This is a genomic window from Acidobacterium capsulatum ATCC 51196 (assembly GCF_000022565.1).
Classification (GTDB): Bacteria; Acidobacteriota; Terriglobia; order Terriglobales; family Acidobacteriaceae; genus Acidobacterium; species Acidobacterium capsulatum.
In genome coordinates, this window is record NC_012483.1 from 1,571,502 (window position 1) to 1,592,270 (window position 20,769).

Genomic DNA, 20,769 nt, shown 5'->3' on the forward strand with positions numbered 1-20,769 from the left:
TCCTCACGAAACCGAGTGTCGTACCTTTGCGGGATCGACCATACACACCATCTTCTTGTTCACAAACTCCTCTATTCCAAGGCCGGAGAGTTCACGACCGTATCCAGAACGCTTGATGCCTCCAAAGGGCAGTTCAGGAGCGGTGAGGGCGGGATAGTTGATGAAGACCATACCCGACTGAAGCCTGGAGGCCAGGCGGCGCGCCCGCCGCGGATCAGAGGTGCAGATCGCTCCGCCCAGTCCAAAGGGAGAATCATTTGCGATTTTCATGGCCTCGTCTTCATCCTTTGCACGAAAGAACATCGCGACAGGGCCAAAGAACTCCTGCGAGTAGGCCGGATTGGAGCGGTCAATATCCGTCAGGATCGTTGGCGAAAGAAAGGCTCCCGGGCCGGCAGGGCGAGAGCCTCCCATGAGCAATGTCGCCCCATGACGCAGGGCTATATCAAGTTGCTCCACCAGCCGGTCCAGCGCCAAACTGGAAGAGAGCGGTCCCAGCGTAGTCGATTCATCCATCGGATTGCCCGGAATATATTGCGCCATGAGCCGCATCAGCTCGGCCAGAAATTCATCTGCGATCTTATCGACGACGATGAACCGCTTGGAGCCTACACAGACCTGGCCGCAGTTTCCCATGCGGCCCTGCGCAGCCATTCTGGCCGCAAGCCTGGGATCAAAATCTTCCATGACGATGAAGGCATCGTTGCCTCCCAGCTCCATCGTGGATTTCTTGAGTGCCTTGCCCGCCTGTGCCGCGAGAGATTCACCGGCCCGCTCTGACCCAGTCAGCGCTACACCTTGAATGCGCGGATCGGCGATCAGACGGCTCACCTGATCGTTGCTGAGAAAGAGATTGATATAAGCTCCATCGGGAGCGCCCGCATCCTGCATCACTTTTTCGAACGCAACCGCACACTGCGGCACGCCCGGCGCGTGCTTCATCAGAATGGTGTTGCCGGCCGCGATATTCGGCCCGACAAAGCGTACCAACTGATAAAAGGGATAATTCCACGGCTCGACGCCGATCAACACACCGATGGGCTCAAGCTCAAGCCATGCCTCGCCCACCGTTGATTCCTCCAGCGGACGCCGGGCGAGAAGCTTCGGCGCTTTTTCCGCGTAGTAATCCAGAATAGACGCACTCAGCTCGACTTCATCCCGGCTCTCCCGAATGAGCTTTCCCATCTCAAGCGTGATCATCCTTGCAAGATCTTCGCGACGCTCACGCATCAGAGCTGCGGCTTTTCTCAACACTTCCGCCCGCGCTTCCACAGTTCCAAATGAGCGGAAGCAGGCATCCGCGCGTGAGAGCGCGTCTTCCATCGCCTCGTCGCTGTGCTCGTCAAAATGCTTCATTAGTTCGCCCGTATATGGATTGACGCTGTCGTAACTCATCGGAACTCCCCGATCTGATACAGAATTTGAAAGGCGTAGCGAGCTTGAGAAGCAGGCCACTCCTAACCAGTCTGATAAGAGCAGACAGGGCGAGAGAGAATAAGGTAAGCAAAGGATAGCTAACGGTGAGGAGAGCGGCTGCGTGATGACATCGCGCAGAACTAGGGAGTGCTGCCCCTTGCTCTTTAATGTCTCAGACGGCGAAACCTTCTTCGCAGCCATCCCGATGGCTGCTCATAGGCGCGCTCGGCAGCGACGGTTACGCACACCTCCGTCCCATGCCCTGGGGCGCTCTGCACTTCAAGATGTGCTCCAATGTCCGCTGCCCGCTCCCGCATGCCCCTGATTCCGAAATGCCCTTCAGGAGAGGCTCCGGCATCAAACCCGTTTCCGTTGTCTCGAATAGCGATCCGGAACGCATTGTCGTGATAGCTCACTTGCACCTGCACCTCATCCGCATCCGAGTGGAAGCAGGCATTGGAGAGAGCTTCAGACGCAATCATCAATACTTCTTCGCGGGCAAACGCATGGATCGGCCTGGCAATGCCTTCGCATGTAAATCTAACTTTTGAACTCGCGCTGCCAAAGATTTGAGACACGAGAGTGCTCAGCGATGCAAGCAGGGTTTCTGATTCGCCGCCTTCCCCACGCAGATCCCGGATTCGATTCCTGCCTGAAACCAGCAGCCGGTCAGCATGGTCGAGCGAGCGTTCCAATTCTTCCCTGACCTCAGAGGAGACGACGGCCTGACTCGAAAAACTCGATATGCTCAGCACGAGCCCCTGCATGGCCTGCAGCAGCGTGTCATGAAGCTCTCTCGCAATGCGCATGCGCTCGGTCATGCGCTCGCTGAAGCGAAGGGTCATCTCTCTCTCGATCAGGCTGACACGCCTGAGATAAAGCGCGGTCAGAATGCCAAGGATTGCGAGAACAGCGAGAAATCTGAACCACGGCATCTGGTACCATGCCGGCATCACGATGAAGTTCAGCGCAGCCCCCTGCTGGTTCCAGACTCCGCTATTGTTGCAGGCGATGACCTGAAACGAATATTTTCCCGGCTCCAGATTGGTATAGAACGCCTGACGGCGGGTTCCGGCATTTTGCCAGCCGTCGTCATACCCACGAAGCCGGTAGCGGAAGAAAACCTTTCTCGGAGAAGGAAAACTCAAAGCCGTGTAGTCAATCTCCAAATCACGGGACCTGGCCGGCAGACGCACAAGGTTCGCGAGAGGGTACACGTGATGGTCCGCAAGCAGCCTCTCCACGAAAACCGGAGGAGGATTCGCATTGAGAGAAAGATCTGCGGGGTCCAGGGTCTGAAGCCCGTTATCGGTCGCGAACCACAGCCGGCCATCGGCCGACCGCGAAACGGCCGGAGTGAACACCGGCCCCGACACAGCCACACCGTCGCTGGGCCCGAGCCGCAGAGGGTGATGAAACGTAAGTTTTGAGGCACGCCACCACTCCTTCACATCCCTGGCAGCATAACGGGTGATGCCGCATCGGCTGGCGACCCACATATTGCCGCCGCGATCAAAGATGTCGGAGTACGTATGGAGGCAGGCATCACCGGAGATTCCAGGCAGGAACCGGTGCCTGCTCCCTCTTACGAGAGTCAAACCGCTGGTGGACCATATATAGAGCGTGCCGCCCGTTCCTTGCAGAATCGTACTGACCTGCTTGCCGGGCGGCCGCAGCTTGTACTCGAGAATGTCTGCGTTCTTGCCGTGGACGAGGTGTGCCACTTCTCCCTGAATGGAAAGCGTCCATACCCCCTGGTGAATGTCTGGAATCACCCGGAATAAGTAGGCCTGCTGAACGCCGGCCGGCTCTGCTATGCGTGTCGCCGGATCGAAGTGAAAGAGCTTGTTATCTCCGTGCCCGAGGGAAACACACCAGATCAAGCCAGCCGGGTCTTGCGCCATGGATAACACGGGACCAATGGGCTTGCCGGACCTTCTCGTCACAGGCAGAAACCTCCCCTGCGAGTAGAGATACAGTCCCTTGTCCATTGCAATCCAGACACGGCCTTCTCTGTCTTCGAGGCTCGCTTCAAGCTGCTTCCCGGTGATCTGCCGGCGCAAGCGGACGGCGGTGACCACACCTCGCTTGAGGACATTGATCCCTCCATCAGAAAGGCTCCAGACGCTTCCGTCGCGGCTCGTGAAAACAGAGTCGATTTCGTTGCTGCTCAAATGCTGGGCGAGGGAATAAGTTGTGACGGCCAGATCGCGGAACCGGTCAATGCCATTGGAGGTAATGACCCATAGATCGCCTTCGGCATCCTCCATAAACTGATGGACATCGTTGCTCGAAAGACCATCGAGACTGCTGTAATGCTGAATGCTATGGCCCTCAATCCGGTATAACCCGTCATTCGAGGTACCAACCCACAGAGAGCCCGAGCGGTCCCGGTAAGTGGTGGTGACTCTCAGTCTGCTGGAAGCGAATGCCGGGACATGCGTAGAGGAGTACCGTCCATTTTCAAAATACTCAAGCCCCAGACCCGGCCCCGCATACGCAATCCCGACCCACACGCCCCCGGAAGGGTCAGCGCTCAAACAGCTCACTGCGGATGGAAGCCCTTTCAATATGCTGCTCTTCATCGGGTAAACAGAGACATGCCCATCCGAGGAATAGCGCAAAATAGAGGCAACTCCTCCCATCCACACTGCCCCCGCCGCATCGACAGCAAGCGCGCTGCCCCCGTCAAAGGGAACTCCGTCGGCAACGCCAAAGCAGTGGACCTTCTCACCGGATACTCGGCATAACGGGCCGCGCCGGTCCATCCCCAGGCGGGACCGCGCAAGCCAGATGGTCCCATTACTGCCCTCGGCAATTGCGTCAATGCGACTGACATAGCGGGGAAAGGCAATCAGACGATGCTCCTTCCAGTGGAATAAGCCATGTACCGTTCCGATCCAGAGACTGTCATCCTGTGCGCCAAGCAGGCTCACGACCGGGTCGCGCAGCTTCACCTGGCCCGCGGGAGATTGCCAATGATGAAAGCTAACCCCGTCAAAACGCAGCAGCCCGGACCTGCTGCCAATCCAGATATATCCGTCTCGCGTCTGCGCAATGGCGGAGGGGGGCGAATCCAGCAGGCCGCCCTGCAGACGCCACGCGGCGTGCGCATACTGCGAAAGCATGGTGCCTGGATTCAGCGCCAGCAACCCGGGCACTGCTCCCCACATAAGCAGGACGAGGAAGATAAGGAGCATCCGGTTCATCGTGCCGGATCGCCTGGTTTCACAGTGCTGTCTTTCCCTCTCATGCATCCAGATCGAAGTATCCCCGTCTCACCGCCAGCGTAACCGCATGCGTGCGGTCATTCGCACCAAGCTTTGAAAGGATATTTGCAATATGAGACTTTACAGTGTCGGGGCTGATGGACAGCCGCTCCGCAATCAGTTTGTTGGGAAGGCCGGCAGCCACCTGCCGAAGAATCTCCAGTTCTCGTTTCGACAGTTCATCGTTCGACACATAGATCGCCATCGCCGTTGCAATTTCAGGAGGAATCACTTTGCGCCCACTATGAACAGAGCGGATCGTGTCCAGAAGATCCCGTCTCATGGAGGTCTTGAGCAGATAGCCGGAAGCTCCGGCCCTCAGTGCTCGAAGGGCCTGAACATCCCCCTGATAAGTCGTGAGCACAATGATTCGAGCCGCTGGAAAATGACTTCGGATCTGCGCAATCGCCTCCACGCCCGAAGCACCGGGCAGGCGCAAATCCATCAGGGTGATGTCCGGCTTGAGTTCCTTGAAGAGCTCTATCGCGGCTTCCGCCGTTTCCGCCTCTCCGCACAGCTCCATGTCTGACTGCCCTCGAATCGACGCGGAAACGCCATCCCTGACCATCGGATGGTCATCCACAATCAACACGCGAATGCGGCGCGGCGTCCCGGCTGTATCCATGCTCATATTGTGCCCTATCCCCTAAATGGGCTAGCAGAATTAAGCCCACCTGGGCGTTGGAGGACTTTGGGTTTCAGCAGACAATTCAGTTGCGACGGTCCTAAAACCTCTTCCGGCACTCTTTTCAAGATTTCAGACATACTGCTGGACGAATACGCAACCGCAGCGTCTTCCAACAGACCTAACAAACAGGCTCCGTACACACGAGATCTCGTCACACCAGGATGGGCGTATCCATGATTCCGTCGAACCTTTCAGAAAACCCGAGAAAAGTCCTTCCCTTCCTCGCACAGCCAGAGTGGAGCGACGCCGATGTGCGCGAAGAGCTGGAGCGAGTGCTTCAGAGCCGGTTCTTTATAAAATCAGGTAAACTCTGCCGATTCTTACGAACTGCTGTCGATTACCTCTTGGCAGGCAAAGCTGAAGTCTTCAAGGAATATATCGTCGGAACGGAGGTCTACGACCGGCCATCTTCTTATGATCCCAACCTCGACTCGATCGTGCGTACGGAAGCGCGCAGATTACGCGCAAAGTTACGCGAATACTACGCCAGCGCTCCGGCGATAGGCACCGTCAAGATTCATCTTGCGGTCGGCTCCTATGTACCCGTCATCGAGCGACGTCACATACAGGCTCAACTCTCCGACTCAACCCTCTACGATCTTTCTAGATCACCGGGGAATACGCACCATCTGGCGATCTTCCCCTTTCGTACAAAGTCTCTGAACGAGTTGGCACTGCGTAAAACCTGCGATCTAGAAATTGAGTTGACCGAGCACTTGTCGCGGCACACTCGAATCAAACTATTTGCAACTTCGCCCGGAGGCGAATGCGATCCCTTCGAGCAACTCCGCCTCTGGCAAAGCTCTGGCGTTGAGTTTGTGGTTGACGGCAAGGTCATCCACTTTGGCAATGACATAATCGCGCAGATTCAACTGCTCACTCTTTCCGGCATGATCCTATGGACGAAGAGTTTTGATTGCCGTGCGCCAGGCAACATTCATCACGAACTTCGATCAAGCCTCCTGACCGCGATATTCGACACTTCATTGCGGGATGAGATGAAACAAGGGACTTCCTTTATCCCGTAGGTAGACAGGAAGCGAATGAGGCTTTACATCAACGCCAGATGTATCGCTGCTTCAAAGGAGTTGCGCAAGCTGATTAAGGAAAGATCCGTTCTTCGAGACAGCGCGAAATCACTCTTTGGAATTGAAGCGAATGCAAAATTCGCTATTGAATAGTGATTGCCGCCGGAACTGGCAGCGAGCGCGCATAGCCTGTCCGTTGCAGAGATACAGAATGCGTAGAAATGTGAATTGCTGGTATTCGGCTCGGCCTTGTGACGACCAGAGTATCTACTCACTCGGAAGGGCTGGAGAACTGCCCTGCCCTCGATATCGAACGATTCATCAGAACCGATTCAGATCTGAAATCCTGCCTTAAAATGAGGAAACTGACCTTGACCCATCAGGACCCGTGGATGACGATGGGGAACTTCGCCTTTGTGATTGTTGGTTTCCGATGCCCTAACCTCGCAGGGCTGAGCGGTGCGAGACTCGCCCGGAGAATCGCAAAGATACTCCTGTGCTTGCTTCTCCTGGTTTGCTATGAAGCTCCGAAAGCCTTATCACAAATGCGGTCGCTCGATGTATCGCAGTATCTGCACACTTCGTGGACGGCGCAACAGGGATATTTCCGCGGCGTCGGGATCAGCAACAACGCAATCGCGCAGACGGCTGATGGATATCTCTGGTTCCTGAGTCCCACCGGAGTATTTCGCTTCGACGGCGTGCGGTTTGTAGACTGGAAACCGCCGAACGGCGGCCAATTGCCCGGCAGCCCTCCCACTCAACTGCTGGCGTCCCGGGATGGAAGTCTTTGGATTGGCGGTGACGGAGTCGCACAGCTCAGGCCAGACGGGACCTGGCATCGCTATCGCGCGTTGAATGCGCTCAGGAGGGTGCGGCTGGCGGAAGATAGAGACGGCGTGATCTGGGTGGGCGCGGAAAATAGCCCCACGCCGACCGGCTTTTCGCTATTTTCAATCGATCACGGAGAAGTAATCGCTCATAGGCTCCCCGAATTTGCCGGATTAGGCCTTACTCCCTTTCTTGCGGATAAGGAAGGAAGATTGTGGGCAGACAGCAAAAAAGGGATATGGCAGCTTCTTCCCGGCCTTCCGAAACTGGTCCTGAATAAGACAGTGCCAACGCCTGTATTCTGCGAGGATGCCGCAGGGGAACTGTTGTTTGCAGAGAGAGGCAGAGTTATGAAGCTCACAGCCCAAGGGACTGTTGAGGATTACTTTGGAAAGCTGCAATCGTCTCCACTCAATGTGCGAACTATGATGCGGGACAGGGATGGTGGGCTCTGGATTGGGACCTTTGGACAAGGAATCGTTCACTTCCATGAAGGCCGCCTGGATCATTTCACCTCTGTCGATGGTCTCTCCTCAGATACCGCGGAGTCGATCTTTCAAGACCGAGAGGGAAACGTGTGGGTGACGTCACCTGACAGCATTGACGAGTTCACCCGGCCCGCGGTGCCAAGGCTGACCCGCAGCGAGGGGTTGTCAGCTGATTCAATTTTCTCAGTTCTCACTGACCGGCGCGGGAGAACATGGGTGGGAACATCCGACGGGTTCAATGAGATTGTTCGCGGCCACATCCGTCGTCCGGGAGGCCAAATCCAGGGCGATGCCGGGCTTGCAATGGGAGAAACTCGCACTGCAGGGCTGATTCTGACGACACACATTCGCGGTGAGATGGCAGAGGGACATGCAGGGCGAGCGCCCTCTGGCACTCCCGGCATCTTCTGGCTTGAGGGGTACAAGAATGTATTCTCGGTCACGGAAGATAACGATGGGACCCTCTGGGCAGTGAGCGAGCAGTCAGGTTTGCTGCATCTTCATAAGAACGGGAAACTGATAAAGGCCATCAAGGATCCTGACAGGGGCGACTTTCCCGTATCGGTGGCCTTTGACCGGATGAGGGACAGCGTCTGGTTCAGCACACATAATGGAAAGCTCTTTCTCTTCAAAAGAGGAAAGATTCTGGAACACTATGGTGCAGCGGAAGGACTGGGCCGCGGCGCCGTTCGAATCGACGAAGTCGACGACGACGGTGGTCTTTGGATAGCTTCAAAATCCGGCTTGGTCCACCTGCAAAATCACAAGATATCCATCCTGGGCAGGAAGAATGGGCTGCCCTGCCAAAACGTACATTGGATGCGTCGTGACCGCGATCATCATATCTGGCTCTACACCGGATGCGGCCTTATCAGTTTCTCCGAACAGGATCTTTCTTCCTGGATCGCGCAGCCTTCCAGGTCCGTGAAAGTAACAAACTATCTAGACAATACCGACGGCGTGGAGAACGCCGCAGTCGGCGGCTGGTACGCACCTCAAAACACGATGACCGCCGATGGGCGCATCTTGTTTGCGATGCGAACCGGTCTGGGCGTTTTAGATCCTCGCGATCTGAATCGAAATCCGCTCCCCCCTCCGGTGCATATTGAGGGTATCGCCGCGGATGGCCATGAAACGGCCATTGCGCATGACGTATTCTTGCCTGCGAACACGGCCGTGATCCACATCGAATATACGGCGCTCAGCTTTGCAGCACCGCGAAAGGTGCTGTTTCGTTATAAATTATTCGGCTATGACAAGACTTGGAGCCAACCCGCCTCGTTGCGCGAAGTGACCTATACGAATCTCCCCCCACGACATTACCTTTTCAAGGTGATTGCGAGCAATAACAGTGGTGTCTGGAATGAACGAGGCGCCATTGTTAGTTTTAGCGTACTGCCCGCCTGGTATCAGACGCTTTGGTTCAAAGTAGCTGTTTCGCTCGCAATAATTCTTTTCCTTTGGGCTGCCATCCAATATCGGATTTACCGCACCGAGCAACAAGTTCGCTCACGCTTTGAAGCGCAGATGTCTGAGCGCATGCGCATCGCGCGTGAACTGCACGACACGCTGCTGCAATCCTTGCAGGGACTGATTCTGAGCGTTTCCGCCTTCTCGGCAGGGGCCACTGCGCCCGCTCGCGTCCGCGATGATATGGAGGGCGCTCTGGATCGCGCCGAAGAACTACTTGTGTTAGGTAGAGACCGCATTCGCGATCTGCGCGCCGACGATCTTGCCAAAAACAATCTGGCGAGTGAGCTTCACGAATTGGCTCGGCCATTCGGCTCGCATGCTCGACCTCAGGTTGATGTGAGTATTCACGGAAAGCTACGAGTACTGAATCCGATGGTGCAAGAGGAAGTGATGTGGGTCATGCGGGAGGCAATCTCAAACGCCCGGCAGCACTCCGGGGCAGCCCATATCTACGTGCAACTGAGATACGGCTTCTGGAGATTGCGCTGCATAGTGCAGGACGACGGGCAAGGAATGGAGCGGGATTCACTATTGGAGCAAAAGTCCGGGCACTTCGGTATGCTAGGCATGAGGGAACGCTCCAAACGCATCCATGGCCGCTTGAATATTCATAGTGTGAAGGGATACGGCACAACCATAAGTCTAGCTGTGCCGGCACGGATTGCTTTCGGCGCGCACAAAAAGCTCAGCTGGTAATTTCAGAGCAATACAATACGGTCATGCAGCCTGACTGAAAGACCTAGAAAAACAGTACCAGTTAGTATGACTTCAATGGTCAAGCTCGATTTCTGCTAACGGGAGTAGGTCATTCTCGCGCGCGATCCACACATAAAGCGTGGGCAAAAGAAAGATACTCATCAAGAGGTTTGCGATCAATCCACCGACGATCGCAATTGCAAAAGGCCGTTGCGTGTCCGAACCGATTGGCCTACCCGGTAATTTGTACCAGCGAGATTGTTAGTGTAGCGCAGCGGTGAAGGGCCTAGTTTTCCTGTACCAAGTCTGATGTTAGTCCGCGGCTGTTTCTGGTTTCAGCCAGTATGCGGCTAGCCGCATACTGGCTGGCGAACTCGCTTGGTGTCCTATCCGCGAGAGATGCGTGAGGACGACTCTCATTGTATTCTTTTCTCCAGGCTTCGATCAGTACCTTGGCTTCCCGCAGATCAGCGAACCAGTGTGTATTCAGGCACTCGGATCGGAAGGTGCCGTTGAAACCTTCCACGAAAGCGTTATCGGTCGGCTTACCCGGCCTCGAGAAGTCTATCTTGGTGTTGTTGCGGTAAGCCCATAAATCCATAGCCTGCGAGGTGAACTCGCTCCCGTTGTCACAGAACAGTATTTTCGGCACACCGCGTTCTTGCTTCACGCGGTTCAGCGTACGCACCACGTCTTCTCCCTTCAGGCTCTGCCCAGCTTCGATGACCACGGCCTCTCGTGTGTAGACATCAACGATCGTCAATGAACGAAACCTCGTGCCGCCCTGTAACTGGTCGGACACGAAGTCCATGCTCCAGGCCTGATCCGGAGCCGTGGCCTTGAACTTCTCCGCCCGCGACCGTGATGCCTTGTGCTTGCCCGCTGGTCGCATGCGCTGCAGACAGAGGCCTTCTTCGCAGTACAACGGGTACACGAGGTACCTGCCTACGTTCCAGCCTTCGCGGTTCAACAGAACCCGGATCTTGCGATATCCATAGCGCACTCTCGATTGCGCAATCTCCCGGATACGCATCCGCAGCTCCGTTCGTGGATCCAGGCAACTCCGATAACGATATGTCGCTCGTGGAACGCATAAAACCCGGCAGGCCCTGCGTTCCGCTACTCCGTGCATCCGTTCCAGATGCTCCACCATCGGCCCACGCCCCGAAGGCTTCACCATTTTTTTGAGAGCACATCCTGCAACATCGTCTTGTCCAGCGTCAGGTCCGCCACCAAGCGCTTCAGTCGCTGGTTCTCTTCCTGCAACTGCGCCATCTGCCGGACCTGATCCACTTCCAGACCTGCGTACTTCGCCTTCCATCGGTAGAACGTCTGCTCGCTGATCGCAGCCTTCCGGATCACCTCCGCGACCGGGACTCCAACCTGCGCCTGCTTCAACACGCCTATGATCTGTTCCACACTGAAGCGCTTCTTCTTCATCAGCCAACCCTCCGCCTTCAAAGGCTCAGTTCTGGCCGAAGACTAACATTTCAACTGGATCAGGAATAAAGAGGCCGATCACAAGCTGAATTTCCAGATTCTCCGGCGGACGATCGCCACGAGGGCGCAGAATCTGGGATCGGTAAAGGATATTCAATCCCACTTGCGGCATTCGCGGGCTGATACTACGGCCAACGAGTACATGCAGGCATTACCTGAAAGCGTGCAGCAGATGGTCGGATCGGTCTATGCGATGCTCACTCTAGAGGAGGGTTCGCCGATGGTAAATTGAAAATTTGCCACCAAATGCCACCAAATGCTCTCGGGCACTTCTTCTAAGTTGTTGATTCTATGGTGGGCGCAGCAGGATTCGAACCTACGACTTCCACCGTGTGAAGGTGGCACTCTACCGCTGAGTTATGCGCCCTTGAGGAGGGGTGTCGGTAATCGTTAGATTACCATTCGCGCGGCTCGTTGCCAACGCACGCTCCCTGTAAAATCATCCTCAGCGGACGCATGCCTCCCGGGGACCTCCATTCAGACCGCCCCACGCCCCCGGCCCATTCCGGCCAGCAGCCCCATGCGCACGGTCCCGGCTCCGCCCGCCCGGACTCCTCAGGCAGCAGCTCCCCCAAACCCAATCATTCCGCGCAGGATTCGCCCGCTCCCGGTTCAAACTCACCGCAACTCTCTGAAGAAGATTGTGTCCAAACGGATATGGCGACCCTGGCAGCCAGTCCGGCATTGGAACGCCCCCGCACCGCGCGGCGCCCGGCGCAGACCCCTGAGGCAACCGCGCCGGCGCGTCCTGCCGTCGCAGCCGTCGTGGATGAAGACTCCGCCATCATGCTGCAGGTGCGGGCCGGCGACGACGCAGCCTTCAACTCATTAGTGGAGAAGTACCACCGGCCCATCATCCACTTCATGTTCCGCATGGTGCATAACCAGGCCATCGCCGAAGAGCTGGCGCAGGAGGTCTTCCTGCGCGTCTACCGCTCGCGCGAAACCTACCGGGCCGAGGCGCGCTTCTCCACCTGGCTCTATCGCATCGCCACCAATCTCGGCGTCAACCACGCGCGCGACACCCGGCATGAGCGCAACGCGCACACCGTCTACCTCGACGAGCAGGACGCAGAGACCGGCACCACCCCCGACGTGGCCGACGCCCGCCCCACCGCCGAGCAGGATCTGGTGCAGGGCGAGCGCCTCAAGGCCATTCGCCAGCAGATCATGGCTCTGCCCGAGCGCCAGCGCAGCGCCGTGCTCATGCACAAATATCAGGGGCTCGACTACAAACAGATCGGTGAGGTGCTCAAGCTGAGCGAGTCCGCCACCAAATCGCTCCTCTTCCGCGCCTACCAGACGCTGCGCGAGCGCCTGAAAAGCTTCGTAGAGGAGAATTGAGGAAACACCATGACTTGTCACAACGCAAAGTCACACTTTGAAGAACTGGTGCTCTCTGGCCAGCCGGCGTCCCCGGCCGTGCGTGAGCATCTGGCTTCCTGCGAGGGCTGCCGCCACGAGTGGCAGCAGATGCAGGCCACCCTCGCCCTGCTCGACGAGTGGCAGACGCCTGCGGCCAACCCCTACTTCGCGGTTCGCATGCAGGCACGCCTGCGAGAGGAGCAGCAGGCGCGCCCCGCCGGATGGCTGGAGCGCCTGCGCCTGCGCGTCCTCTACGGCAACCGCCATCTGCGCCCGCTCGCCGCCGGAGCCTTCGCCCTGGCGCTGCTGCTCGGCGGCGGAGCCTATGCCGGCATTGAGACGCTGGCCAGCCATCAGGCCGTCGTCACGCCGCAGTCGGCTACGCTGCGCGACCTGCAATCGCTCGATCAGAACGCTCAGGTCTTCCAGCAGCTCAACGCGCTCGACGGCACCACAGACGGCTCCGCCGGCAGCATGTAAGCGCACTGGCCAGCCTCGCAGAGTGGCGGCCATGATAGAAGTAAAAGGACTTTGCCTGGTTCCCCCGGAGATTCACTGACATGAGAGAACCCTCAGGTCACAAGCCGCGCCGCACCCTTGTGGAATATCTCTCCACGGGCGCGCTCCTGCTTGCCCTGAGCGTTCCCGCGCTGGCTCAGCATCATGGCCAGGCCGGCCACTTCGGCGGTGCGCATCCCGGTTTTCACCACGGCATGCAGCAGCCCGGCGGCGTCGGGCAGCAGCCCGGGCGATTCGGTCCGCGCCGTGGGCAGGAGCATCTGCCCGAGTGGTTCCAGCAGCACCAGCACATGAGCCTCTCACAGCAGGAGCAGGCGCTGCGCCGCGAGCCCGGCTTCAACCGGCTCAATCCCGCGCAGCAGCAGCGCATCATGCACCGTCTGCGCAAGCTGGATAGCATCCCGCCCGCGCAGCGCCAGCGCATCCTCGCCCGCAATGAGGCCTTCGAACGGCTCTCGCCTGAGCGCAGGCAAGAGGTCCGCGCCGCGGCCCAGGCCTTCAGCCAGATGCCGCCTCCCCAGCGTCAGCAGTTGCGCCGCGCCTTCCGCGTGCTGCGCACCTTGCCGCCCGGCCAGCGTGAGGAGATTCTCAACTCCGCCCGCTTCAGCGCCACTTACTCGCCGCGCGAGCGCAACATTCTCGGCAACCTGCTCTCCATTGAGCCTTACCAGCCGCCGCAGCCGGGCGCACCGCAGCCGCGCCAGCCCTGGTAGGCCAGCGCCGCGGCACTGAAACCCGCTTATTTCCTGAAGAAATTCCGCGCCAGAAACAGCACATTCGCCGGCCGCTCGGCCAGCCGCCGCATGAAGTAGGGGTACCACTCCGTACCAAACGGCACATAGACGCGCATGCCGTAGCCCTCGCGCACCAGAGCCGTCTGCAGATCGCGCCGAATCCCATAGAGCATCTGAAACTCAAAGCTCCTCGGGTCCAGCCCCTGCTCGGCCACAAACTGCTTGGTGGCGGCAATCATCGCCTCGTCATGCGTGGCGATGCCATGAAAGATGCCGCTGGTCAGCAGCATCTTCATCAGCTTCACGTAGTTCTGATCGACGTCGCTCTTTTCAGGAAACGCAATCGACGCCGGCTCCTTGTACGCGCCCTTGCACAGGCGAATGCGAATGCCATCCTGCGTCAGTTGCGCAATGTCCTGCGCGCTGCGAAACAGATAAGCCTGAATCACGATGCCCACATGCCCGGCATGGCCCGGCCGCGCGTGCAGCTCGCGCACCATGTCGATCGTCGTCTGGGTGAACTCCGACCCTTCCATGTCGATGCGCACAAACGTGCCCGCCTGCGCCGCATGCTGCACCAGTTCGGCCGCAATCTCATGCGCCAGCGACGGGTCTAGCTCGAGGCCCATCTGCGAGAGCTTCACGCTCACGTTCGCATTCAGTTTGCGTTCCTGGATGGCGTCAATCAGCCGGTGATAAATATCCGCCGAGCGCCGCGCCTCATCGGCCCGCGTCACGCTTTCGCCCAGACTGTCGAGCGTCACCGCGATGCCCTGCCGGTTCAGCTCTTCGGCGGCGCGCAGCACCTCTTCTATCTGCATGCCCGCCACAAAGCGGGACGACATGCGGCGGCCAAGGCTCGAACGTTCAGAGAACGACCGCAGCGCGGCGTTCCGGGAAAGGGCAATGAAGGCGGATCTCAGGATAGGCATCGATTCGGTCGTTCAGGCGAACTTTTCATTGTTGCATGAAACCTGCTCCAACAGCACCACCACCTATCTCCCCGGGGTCCCCATGCAAGCCCGCAGTTGGCTTGAGCTGGCTTTTAGCTTTAGACAAATGGCGGGTGCCCCATGCAAGCCTGATGTTGGCCTGAGTGGGTAGTTCCACTTGATCTGACGAAGTGAACCGGGTGCCCCACATCTCAAAGAGATGTGGGTGAAAAGCCCAATCAATCAAAGCCTCTTATATCAGGGCACGGCTACAAAAAGAGGGACTTCAGCCCCTGCGAGAAAACCTCTGAGCAAACGACGCGTCATTCTGAGCGTAGCGAAGAATCCCGGCGCTCCTTCGTGCGCCAACGCCGCCCGAAGTTTCTCCCACCAACCCCAAACCCTTGTTTTCCCGACCGGACGAAGTAAGCAGAGGGGCCCGCATCCCCATCCCGAACTCCGCCCACTTCTGATGCGCCCGGGTGCCCCGGGTCCGTCCATTCGGACCCGGGAGCGAACCCCTTGCCGTAGCGATTGTCTTTCCCGCAACACCCCTGCCACCCACGGACTCTGTATCAGGGCATGGCTTCAGCCATGCCGCAATCCGCCCAAAAAAGAAGGGGCTTTAGCTCCTGAGGCGACACCCACCCTCCCTTTGAAAGCTGCGTCATCCTGAGGCCCCAGCACCTCGCCCTACCCATCCCCAAAGTAATCCCCACTCCTGCCGGTAATTTCCCCTCTGTCCGCTATCATGGAAATAGAAGCTCAGAAAGAGACCGCCAGACTGGTCTGTTTCTGAGCTTTTTCCTTTTCCAGCAGGTTTGCGAGGGGTTAATTCACGTTGATTCTAAAGGACTTGCCAGCCTAATGTCTCGCAAGTCCATTCATATCAATGGCTTGCAAGACGTTAATGAGAGATTTTTTTCGCCTTCCAGGTAACGTTACCCGCACTCTTCCCATCCCTGCGACGACCGGGTGCCCCACGTCCGTGTTCCCGAACGTGGGAACCTCCTCTAAGCCGTATGCTTCCCCGCCGAAGGACTATCCTTCTCAGGATCAAACCGCAGCACCCGGTTCCGTCCGCTGTTCTTCGCCCGGTACAGGGCGGCATCGGCATGGGCGACCAGCTCGCACTCCGTTTTTCCGCTGCCTGAGCCGGAATCCACCCCGATGCTCACCGTCAGCGGATGCCCGCGCCAGCTCAAGTTCGCAATGTTCAGCCGCAGTTGCTCGGCAAAGGCTACCGCCGGCTCTGCCTCGGTGCCCGGCAACACCACCACGAACTCCTCGCCGCCATACCGCGCCACCATATCCGTCGAGCGCGTCATGAACTGCAGCGTCTGCGCCACCAGCCGCAGCACGTCGTCTCCCGCTTCATGGCCCAGCGTGTCGTTCACCCGCTTGAAGTGGTCCACATCCACCATCAGCAGTGACAAGGGTGACTTCGTGCGGGCCGACATCTTCCATGCCTGCTGCAATCCCTCATCAAACGCCCGGCGATTCTTCACACCGGTGAGCGCGTCGGTCGTTACCATCTCCTGCAGGCACGCATTGGCTTCCTTCAGCCGCGTCTGGCTCTCGCGCAGCCGCTGCTCGGTCTTTGCCTGTTTGGCGCGCGCCTCGCGCAGTTCCAGCAGTTGCCGCCGCATCTGAAACTGTGCCGCCACCTGCCGCGCCAGCACTCTTAGAGCCACCTGCTTCTCTTCGGTCAGTTCGCGCGGCTTCTTGTCGAGCACACACATTGTCCCTACGTGAAAGCCCTCCGGGCTCACAATCGGCATACCGGCGTAAAAACGGATATTCGGGTCATCGAGCACCAGGGGGCTGCCGGAGAAGCGCGCGTCCTTGGTCGCATCCGGCACCACGAACAACTCATTCTGCGCAATCGCATGCGCACAGAACGACACCGACCGCGGCGTTTCCTGCGCGGTGATTCCAATGCGCGACTTGAACCACTGCCGGTCCTCATCCACCAGAGTGATGGTCGCCATCGGCGCATCGCACACATACGCAGCAAGCCGTGTCAGGTCGTCATAGGCCGCCTCGGAAGGCGTGTCAAGAATATACAGGTTCTGAAGCGACTTCAGCCGCTCCGCTTCATTGCGGGGAATCGGTGCTGGCATAATGTGCAGGTCCGGTGAGCCCATGGGAGAAATTTGTAATTCACACAGCGACAATCGGTCATTCAGTGTCCGCCCCGCCCGCACCTCCGCAGGCACGCCCGGGACACACCTGTGTCCAATACGTTTATCAGGTTGTACGCAGTTTGACCGGTCTTTGGATGCCTGCCTGCCCGATTTTATTCCGGAAACAGCAGCGACACGCGCTCCCGCGCCATGCCGATCTCCGCATACTGCGCGCCCAGCACCTCGCCATCGGCCTCCACCAGCAGCCGCGAGCGCCCATCGCCCCCGGCCAGCGGACGGCAAACCATCCGCGTCACATCCTCATAGTAAGGGCGAATCTTTATCGGGTCGCCCGGCCCCTCCATCGGCACCTTGTTCGACAGCGCCTTCAAAACGCTCGTGAAAAATCCGCCCCGTCCCGTGCGTGGAATCCACGCCAGCCGCAGGTGCGGCGCAAACCAGTCCCCGCCCGGCTGCCATAGGTTCAGGTGCGGCAGTTGCACCGCGATGGCCTCTGAGACCGCATAGCGCCGCGTCTCTCCGCTCACCCGCGTAAACTCCAGGTCAAACTCCTCGATCGGGTCCCGCAGCAGAATCCGCGCTCCGCCCGCAAAATACGCAGAACGTCCGCCAATCCGCTTGCCCTGCCCCGTCTGCGAAAGATTCATCAGCGCCGCATGCAGGCCCATGCCGGCCGCGATCAGAAAGTACCAGCTCCGGGGCCGTTTGTGGCCTACCGGATGCACCGTCAGCCGCCCCAGCGTCACCTCGCGCGGCTTCGCCCTCAGCAGCATGCCAGCCGCCCGCTCCGGATCGCGCGGCAAGCCCAGGTTCTGCGCAATCACATTCCCCGTGCCCATCGGAATCACGCCCAGCGACACGCCCTTGCCCGCAATCCCCTGCAACACCTGAAAAATTGTGCCGTCCCCGCCGCACACCACGAACCGGTCATAACCGGCAGCTACCGCCTCCGCCGCCTGCGACCCGGCAGAGAAGGCCGACAGCGTCGGAGCCACCGCCACTTCCTGCCCCTGGGCCGCGAATCCCTCACGCAGCCTCGTCTCCAGCCGCCGCAACAGCGCCTGGCGCCTCGAGCTGGCGACCAGCATGGGATTGTAAAAAACAAAGGTCCGAGACATATAACTGTCACCATACCGGCTACGTATCAAGATTATGAAAATCACAACGCCCGGGAACCGCATGCGTCAACCGCCCGGGCATCGAAAACACAAAGCGCGGAAGGCCCACGCAGGCCCTCCGCGCCCCGATCTTCGCCCGGCTTCCGGCCGGGCCGCCGTGCTTACAGAGCCGCTGGCTTCTCCCAGGCAGAGAAGACAATCTCCTCCACCGGCTTGCGGCCGCGCGGGCTTTCCTCCTGCTTCCGCATGCCCTCCGGCAGCATTGCCGGGTCGCCCAGATAACCCACCGCCGTCACCGCGCCGATCTCAAAGTTCTCCGGAATGCCGAACGCCGCCCGCGCCTTCTCATGGTCAAAGCCCGCCATCGAGTGCGCATGCAGCCCCAGGTGCGTCGCCTCGAGCATCAGCAGCGCCGTCGCCGCGCCCGTATCGTAAAGCCCGTACTGGTTCGGCGCGTTGTTATGGCTGAACTGCTTGCGAGCCGCGCTCAAAATCAGCACGGGTGCATGCCCGGCCCACTGCTGGTTAAACTCCACCAGAGCGTCGTAGATCTTCTGGTACGTCTCATCGCCCTTCACGCCCACCAGAAAGCGCCACGGCTGCTCGTTGTAAGACGAGGCCGACCACCGCGCCGCCTCAAACAGCTTGCGCAGGTCTTCCTTGCTCACCGGCTTCGCGGCAAACGCGCGCGGACTCCACCGCTGCAGAAACAGCTCATGAACCCCATCCACCGCCGGGGCGTGCTTGTGCTTGTCATCCCATGCCTTCAATTCCACTGAATATCTCCTCTAACAGGCTCAAATCAAACAACAAACCTACATCCACTTATCTGGATTCACCCACCCATCCCAGGATGCGAATCTCCGCCCTGATTCTACCGGCAGGGGCCACCCGCCCCGCGCCACCCGATTCCAGCTCCTGGCGGGGAACCCAATGACTCATGCGCACGTAGATGCATAGGTAGAAGGAGCCGTCTTCCCATGGTCAAATTTCTGCTCTGGTGTCTGCTGTTCGTCCTTTGCTGGCCGCTGGCTCTTCTGGCGCTGGTGCTCTACCCGCTCGTGTGGCTTTTCCTGCTGCCCTTCCGCATCGTCGGCATCGCCGTCGGCGGAGCGCTCGAACTGGTCGCCGCCATCATTTTTCTCCCCGCCCGGCTCCTGCGCGCGCTATAAACTTATTCCGCAAACGGAAAAGCCGTTCCCGGTTGTCTGGCCGCCCTAAATATTTAGCATCTTTCCGGCGTCCCAGATCATACATACACGTATGTATAAAAGTTGAGCCCACGTGTCCGGCTCGCTTCACTTCAACAATTTCATTAACTGCAAGCAGGAAGCCTTCATCGTGATGACCGAACGCAACCGCCGATCCATGTCCCGAATCTCCTCTGCCCTGCTCACGCCCATCGTGGGCGCCGCCCTGCTGCCGCTCCTCGTGGCCGGATGCTCCGGCAAAAAGCAGGCCGCGGCCAATCCGCATGCCATGGGCCCCTTCCCGGTCACCGTCATGGCCGTGCAGCAGAAAAATGTTCCCATTTACGGCGACTGGATCGGCAATCTTGCCGGCTACGTCACCGCCAACATCCAGCCGCAGGTCTCCGGCTATCTGATCCGGCAGGACTACAAGGAAGGCTCGCCCGTTCACAAGGGGCAGGTGCTCTTCCAGATCGATCCGCGTCCCTTCCAGGCCACGCTTGATCAGGCCAAGGGACAGTTGGCGCAGGTGCAGGCACAGCTCCAGTTGGCCAACATCAATGTGAACCGCGACAGTCCGCTGGCCAAAGCACATGCCATCGCCCAGAGCACGCTCGACAATGACCTGCAGCAGCAGGCCGCCGAAAAGGCCGCTCTTGAGAGCGCCAAAGCCAGCGTCGAGACCGCGCAGATCAACCTCGGCTTCACCAAGGTGCGCTCCCTGATCGACGGCATCGCCGGTCTGGCCGCTACACAGGTAGGCGCTCTCGTCAGCCCCACCACCACGCTCACCACTGTCTCGCAGGTCAACCCCATCAAGGTGTACTTCTCCATCAGCGAGCAGGAATACCTCGCCCTCTCCACCAGTGTTCGCGCCATGGGCAAGGCTGATCTGCTCGACAGCGGCAATGCCGTGCCGCTGCAGCTCACGCTCGCCAATGGCCAGGTCTATCCCCACGAGGGACGCATCATCTTTGTCGATCGCGCCGTCAATCCACAGACCGGCACCATCCTCATCGCCGGCTCCTTTGCCAATCCGCGCGGACTGCTCCGCCCCGGCCAGTTCGGCCACATCAAGGCCGAGACCCATATTGCCGAAAACGCGCTGCTCATTCCCCAGCAGGCGCTCAATCAGCTCCAGGGCAACTATGTGGTCGCCGTCGTCGGTTCCGATCACAAGATCCACATGACCCCGGTCCAGCTCGGTCCTGAAGTCGGTAACATGCAGGTCATCAACAAGGGCCTTCAGCCGGGCGACCTGGTCGTCATTCAGGGAATCGAGAAGCTCCGTGACGGCATGCCGGTCGTTCCGCATCAGGTCTCCGCCCCGGCACCGGACACCGACGGGGCGCAGAGCACGGAAGGAAACTAACTC

General features: G+C 58.9%; 16 protein-coding genes and 1 tRNA gene. 7 read left to right on the forward strand and 10 right to left on the reverse strand.

The features are described from left to right. Nucleotides 1-3: 3 nt before the first annotated feature. The 3 genes from ACP_RS06345 to ACP_RS06355 form a co-directional block, all read right to left on the reverse strand. A complete protein-coding gene (locus tag ACP_RS06345) occupies nt 4-1,395 on the reverse strand; it encodes an NAD-dependent succinate-semialdehyde dehydrogenase (RefSeq protein ID WP_015896463.1) in 1,392 nt (463 codons plus the stop codon). Between the two features lie 185 nt (nt 1,396-1,580). After that, on the reverse strand, nt 1,581-4,625 hold the full coding sequence (locus ACP_RS06350) for a sensor histidine kinase (RefSeq protein WP_041839358.1): 3,045 nt from the start codon (nt 4,623-4,625) through the stop codon (nt 1,581-1,583). Between the two features lie 40 nt (nt 4,626-4,665). After that, nucleotides 4,666-5,316 carry a response regulator gene (locus tag ACP_RS06355; RefSeq protein ID WP_015896465.1) on the reverse strand — a complete coding sequence of 217 codons (651 nt, stop codon included), beginning with the start codon at nt 5,314-5,316 and terminating at the stop codon, nt 4,666-4,668. Nucleotides 5,317-5,546: 230 nt separating this feature from the next. Here ACP_RS06355 and ACP_RS17255 point away from each other — a divergent pair, with 230 nt between their 5' ends. Together ACP_RS17255 and ACP_RS06365 are read left to right on the forward strand one after the other, a co-directional pair. Next, on the forward strand, nt 5,547-6,401 hold the full coding sequence (locus ACP_RS17255; RefSeq protein WP_015896466.1) for a hypothetical protein: 855 nt from the start codon (nt 5,547-5,549) through the stop codon (nt 6,399-6,401). A gap of 356 nt (nt 6,402-6,757) precedes the next feature. Next, nucleotides 6,758-9,889 carry a sensor histidine kinase gene (locus ACP_RS06365; protein WP_041839360.1) on the forward strand — a complete coding sequence of 1,044 codons (3,132 nt, stop codon included), beginning with the start codon at nt 6,758-6,760 and terminating at the stop codon, nt 9,887-9,889. Between the two features lie 72 nt (nt 9,890-9,961). Here ACP_RS06365 and ACP_RS18805 read toward each other — a convergent pair whose 3' ends face one another. From ACP_RS18805 to ACP_RS06380, 3 genes are all read right to left on the reverse strand, one after another. Next, the gene (locus ACP_RS18805) at nt 9,962-10,117 is read right to left on the reverse strand and encodes an efflux RND transporter permease subunit (protein WP_148215250.1); all 156 of its coding nucleotides are present in this window, start codon (nt 10,115-10,117) and stop codon (nt 9,962-9,964) included. Nucleotides 10,118-10,175: 58 nt separating this feature from the next. Beyond that, a protein-coding gene (locus ACP_RS06370; protein ID WP_420794752.1) for an IS3 family transposase occupies nt 10,176-11,329 on the reverse strand; the annotation gives its coding sequence in 2 pieces (ribosomal slippage) (nt 10,176-11,077 and nt 11,077-11,329; 1,155 coding nt in all). A gap of 352 nt (nt 11,330-11,681) precedes the next feature. Then, nucleotides 11,682-11,756 (reverse strand) — tRNA-Val (locus ACP_RS06380). A 290-nt stretch (nt 11,757-12,046) separates the two neighbouring features. Between ACP_RS06380 and ACP_RS06385 the strand changes: the two genes are divergently transcribed. The 3 genes from ACP_RS06385 to ACP_RS17690 all read left to right on the forward strand — a co-directional run bounded on the left by ACP_RS06385 (nt 12,047) and on the right by ACP_RS17690 (nt 13,986). Beyond that, on the forward strand, nt 12,047-12,733 hold the full coding sequence (locus ACP_RS06385) for an RNA polymerase sigma factor (protein ID WP_083770540.1): 687 nt from the start codon (nt 12,047-12,049) through the stop codon (nt 12,731-12,733). A 9-nt stretch (nt 12,734-12,742) separates the two neighbouring features. Further along, the gene (locus ACP_RS06390) at nt 12,743-13,234 is read left to right on the forward strand and encodes an anti-sigma factor (protein ID WP_041839362.1); all 492 of its coding nucleotides are present in this window, start codon (nt 12,743-12,745) and stop codon (nt 13,232-13,234) included. An 80-nt stretch (nt 13,235-13,314) separates the two neighbouring features. Next, complete coding sequence (locus tag ACP_RS17690) at nt 13,315-13,986, forward strand: DUF3106 domain-containing protein (RefSeq protein WP_083770669.1); 672 nt, start codon at nt 13,315-13,317, stop codon at nt 13,984-13,986. Between the two features lie 26 nt (nt 13,987-14,012). On the opposite strand, the gene ACP_RS06405 is transcribed toward ACP_RS17690, so the two are convergent. The 4 genes from ACP_RS06405 to ACP_RS06420 all read right to left on the reverse strand — a co-directional run bounded on the left by ACP_RS06405 (nt 14,013) and on the right by ACP_RS06420 (nt 18,980). Beyond that, on the reverse strand, nt 14,013-14,939 hold the full coding sequence (locus ACP_RS06405) for a proline dehydrogenase family protein (protein ID WP_015896474.1): 927 nt from the start codon (nt 14,937-14,939) through the stop codon (nt 14,013-14,015). Nucleotides 14,940-15,952: 1,013 nt separating this feature from the next. Further along, entirely contained in the window at nt 15,953-17,062 is a 1,110-nt protein-coding gene (locus ACP_RS06410; protein ID WP_015896475.1) for a sensor domain-containing diguanylate cyclase, read from the reverse strand. Between the two features lie 176 nt (nt 17,063-17,238). Then, nucleotides 17,239-18,204 carry a diacylglycerol/lipid kinase family protein gene (locus tag ACP_RS17260; protein ID WP_052294716.1) on the reverse strand — a complete coding sequence of 322 codons (966 nt, stop codon included), beginning with the start codon at nt 18,202-18,204 and terminating at the stop codon, nt 17,239-17,241. A gap of 161 nt (nt 18,205-18,365) precedes the next feature. Continuing rightward, nucleotides 18,366-18,980 carry a nitroreductase family protein gene (locus ACP_RS06420; RefSeq protein ID WP_015896477.1) on the reverse strand — a complete coding sequence of 205 codons (615 nt, stop codon included), beginning with the start codon at nt 18,978-18,980 and terminating at the stop codon, nt 18,366-18,368. 204 nt (nt 18,981-19,184) lie between these two features. Between ACP_RS06420 and ACP_RS06425 the strand changes: the two genes are divergently transcribed. Continuing rightward, nucleotides 19,185-19,376, forward strand: a complete 192-nt coding sequence (locus tag ACP_RS06425; RefSeq protein WP_015896478.1) for a hypothetical protein — start codon at nt 19,185-19,187, stop codon at nt 19,374-19,376. Nucleotides 19,377-19,488: 112 nt separating this feature from the next. Beyond that, a complete protein-coding gene (locus ACP_RS06430; protein WP_238525670.1) occupies nt 19,489-20,766 on the forward strand; it encodes an efflux RND transporter periplasmic adaptor subunit in 1,278 nt (425 codons plus the stop codon). Nucleotides 20,767-20,769: the final 3 nt, after the last annotated feature.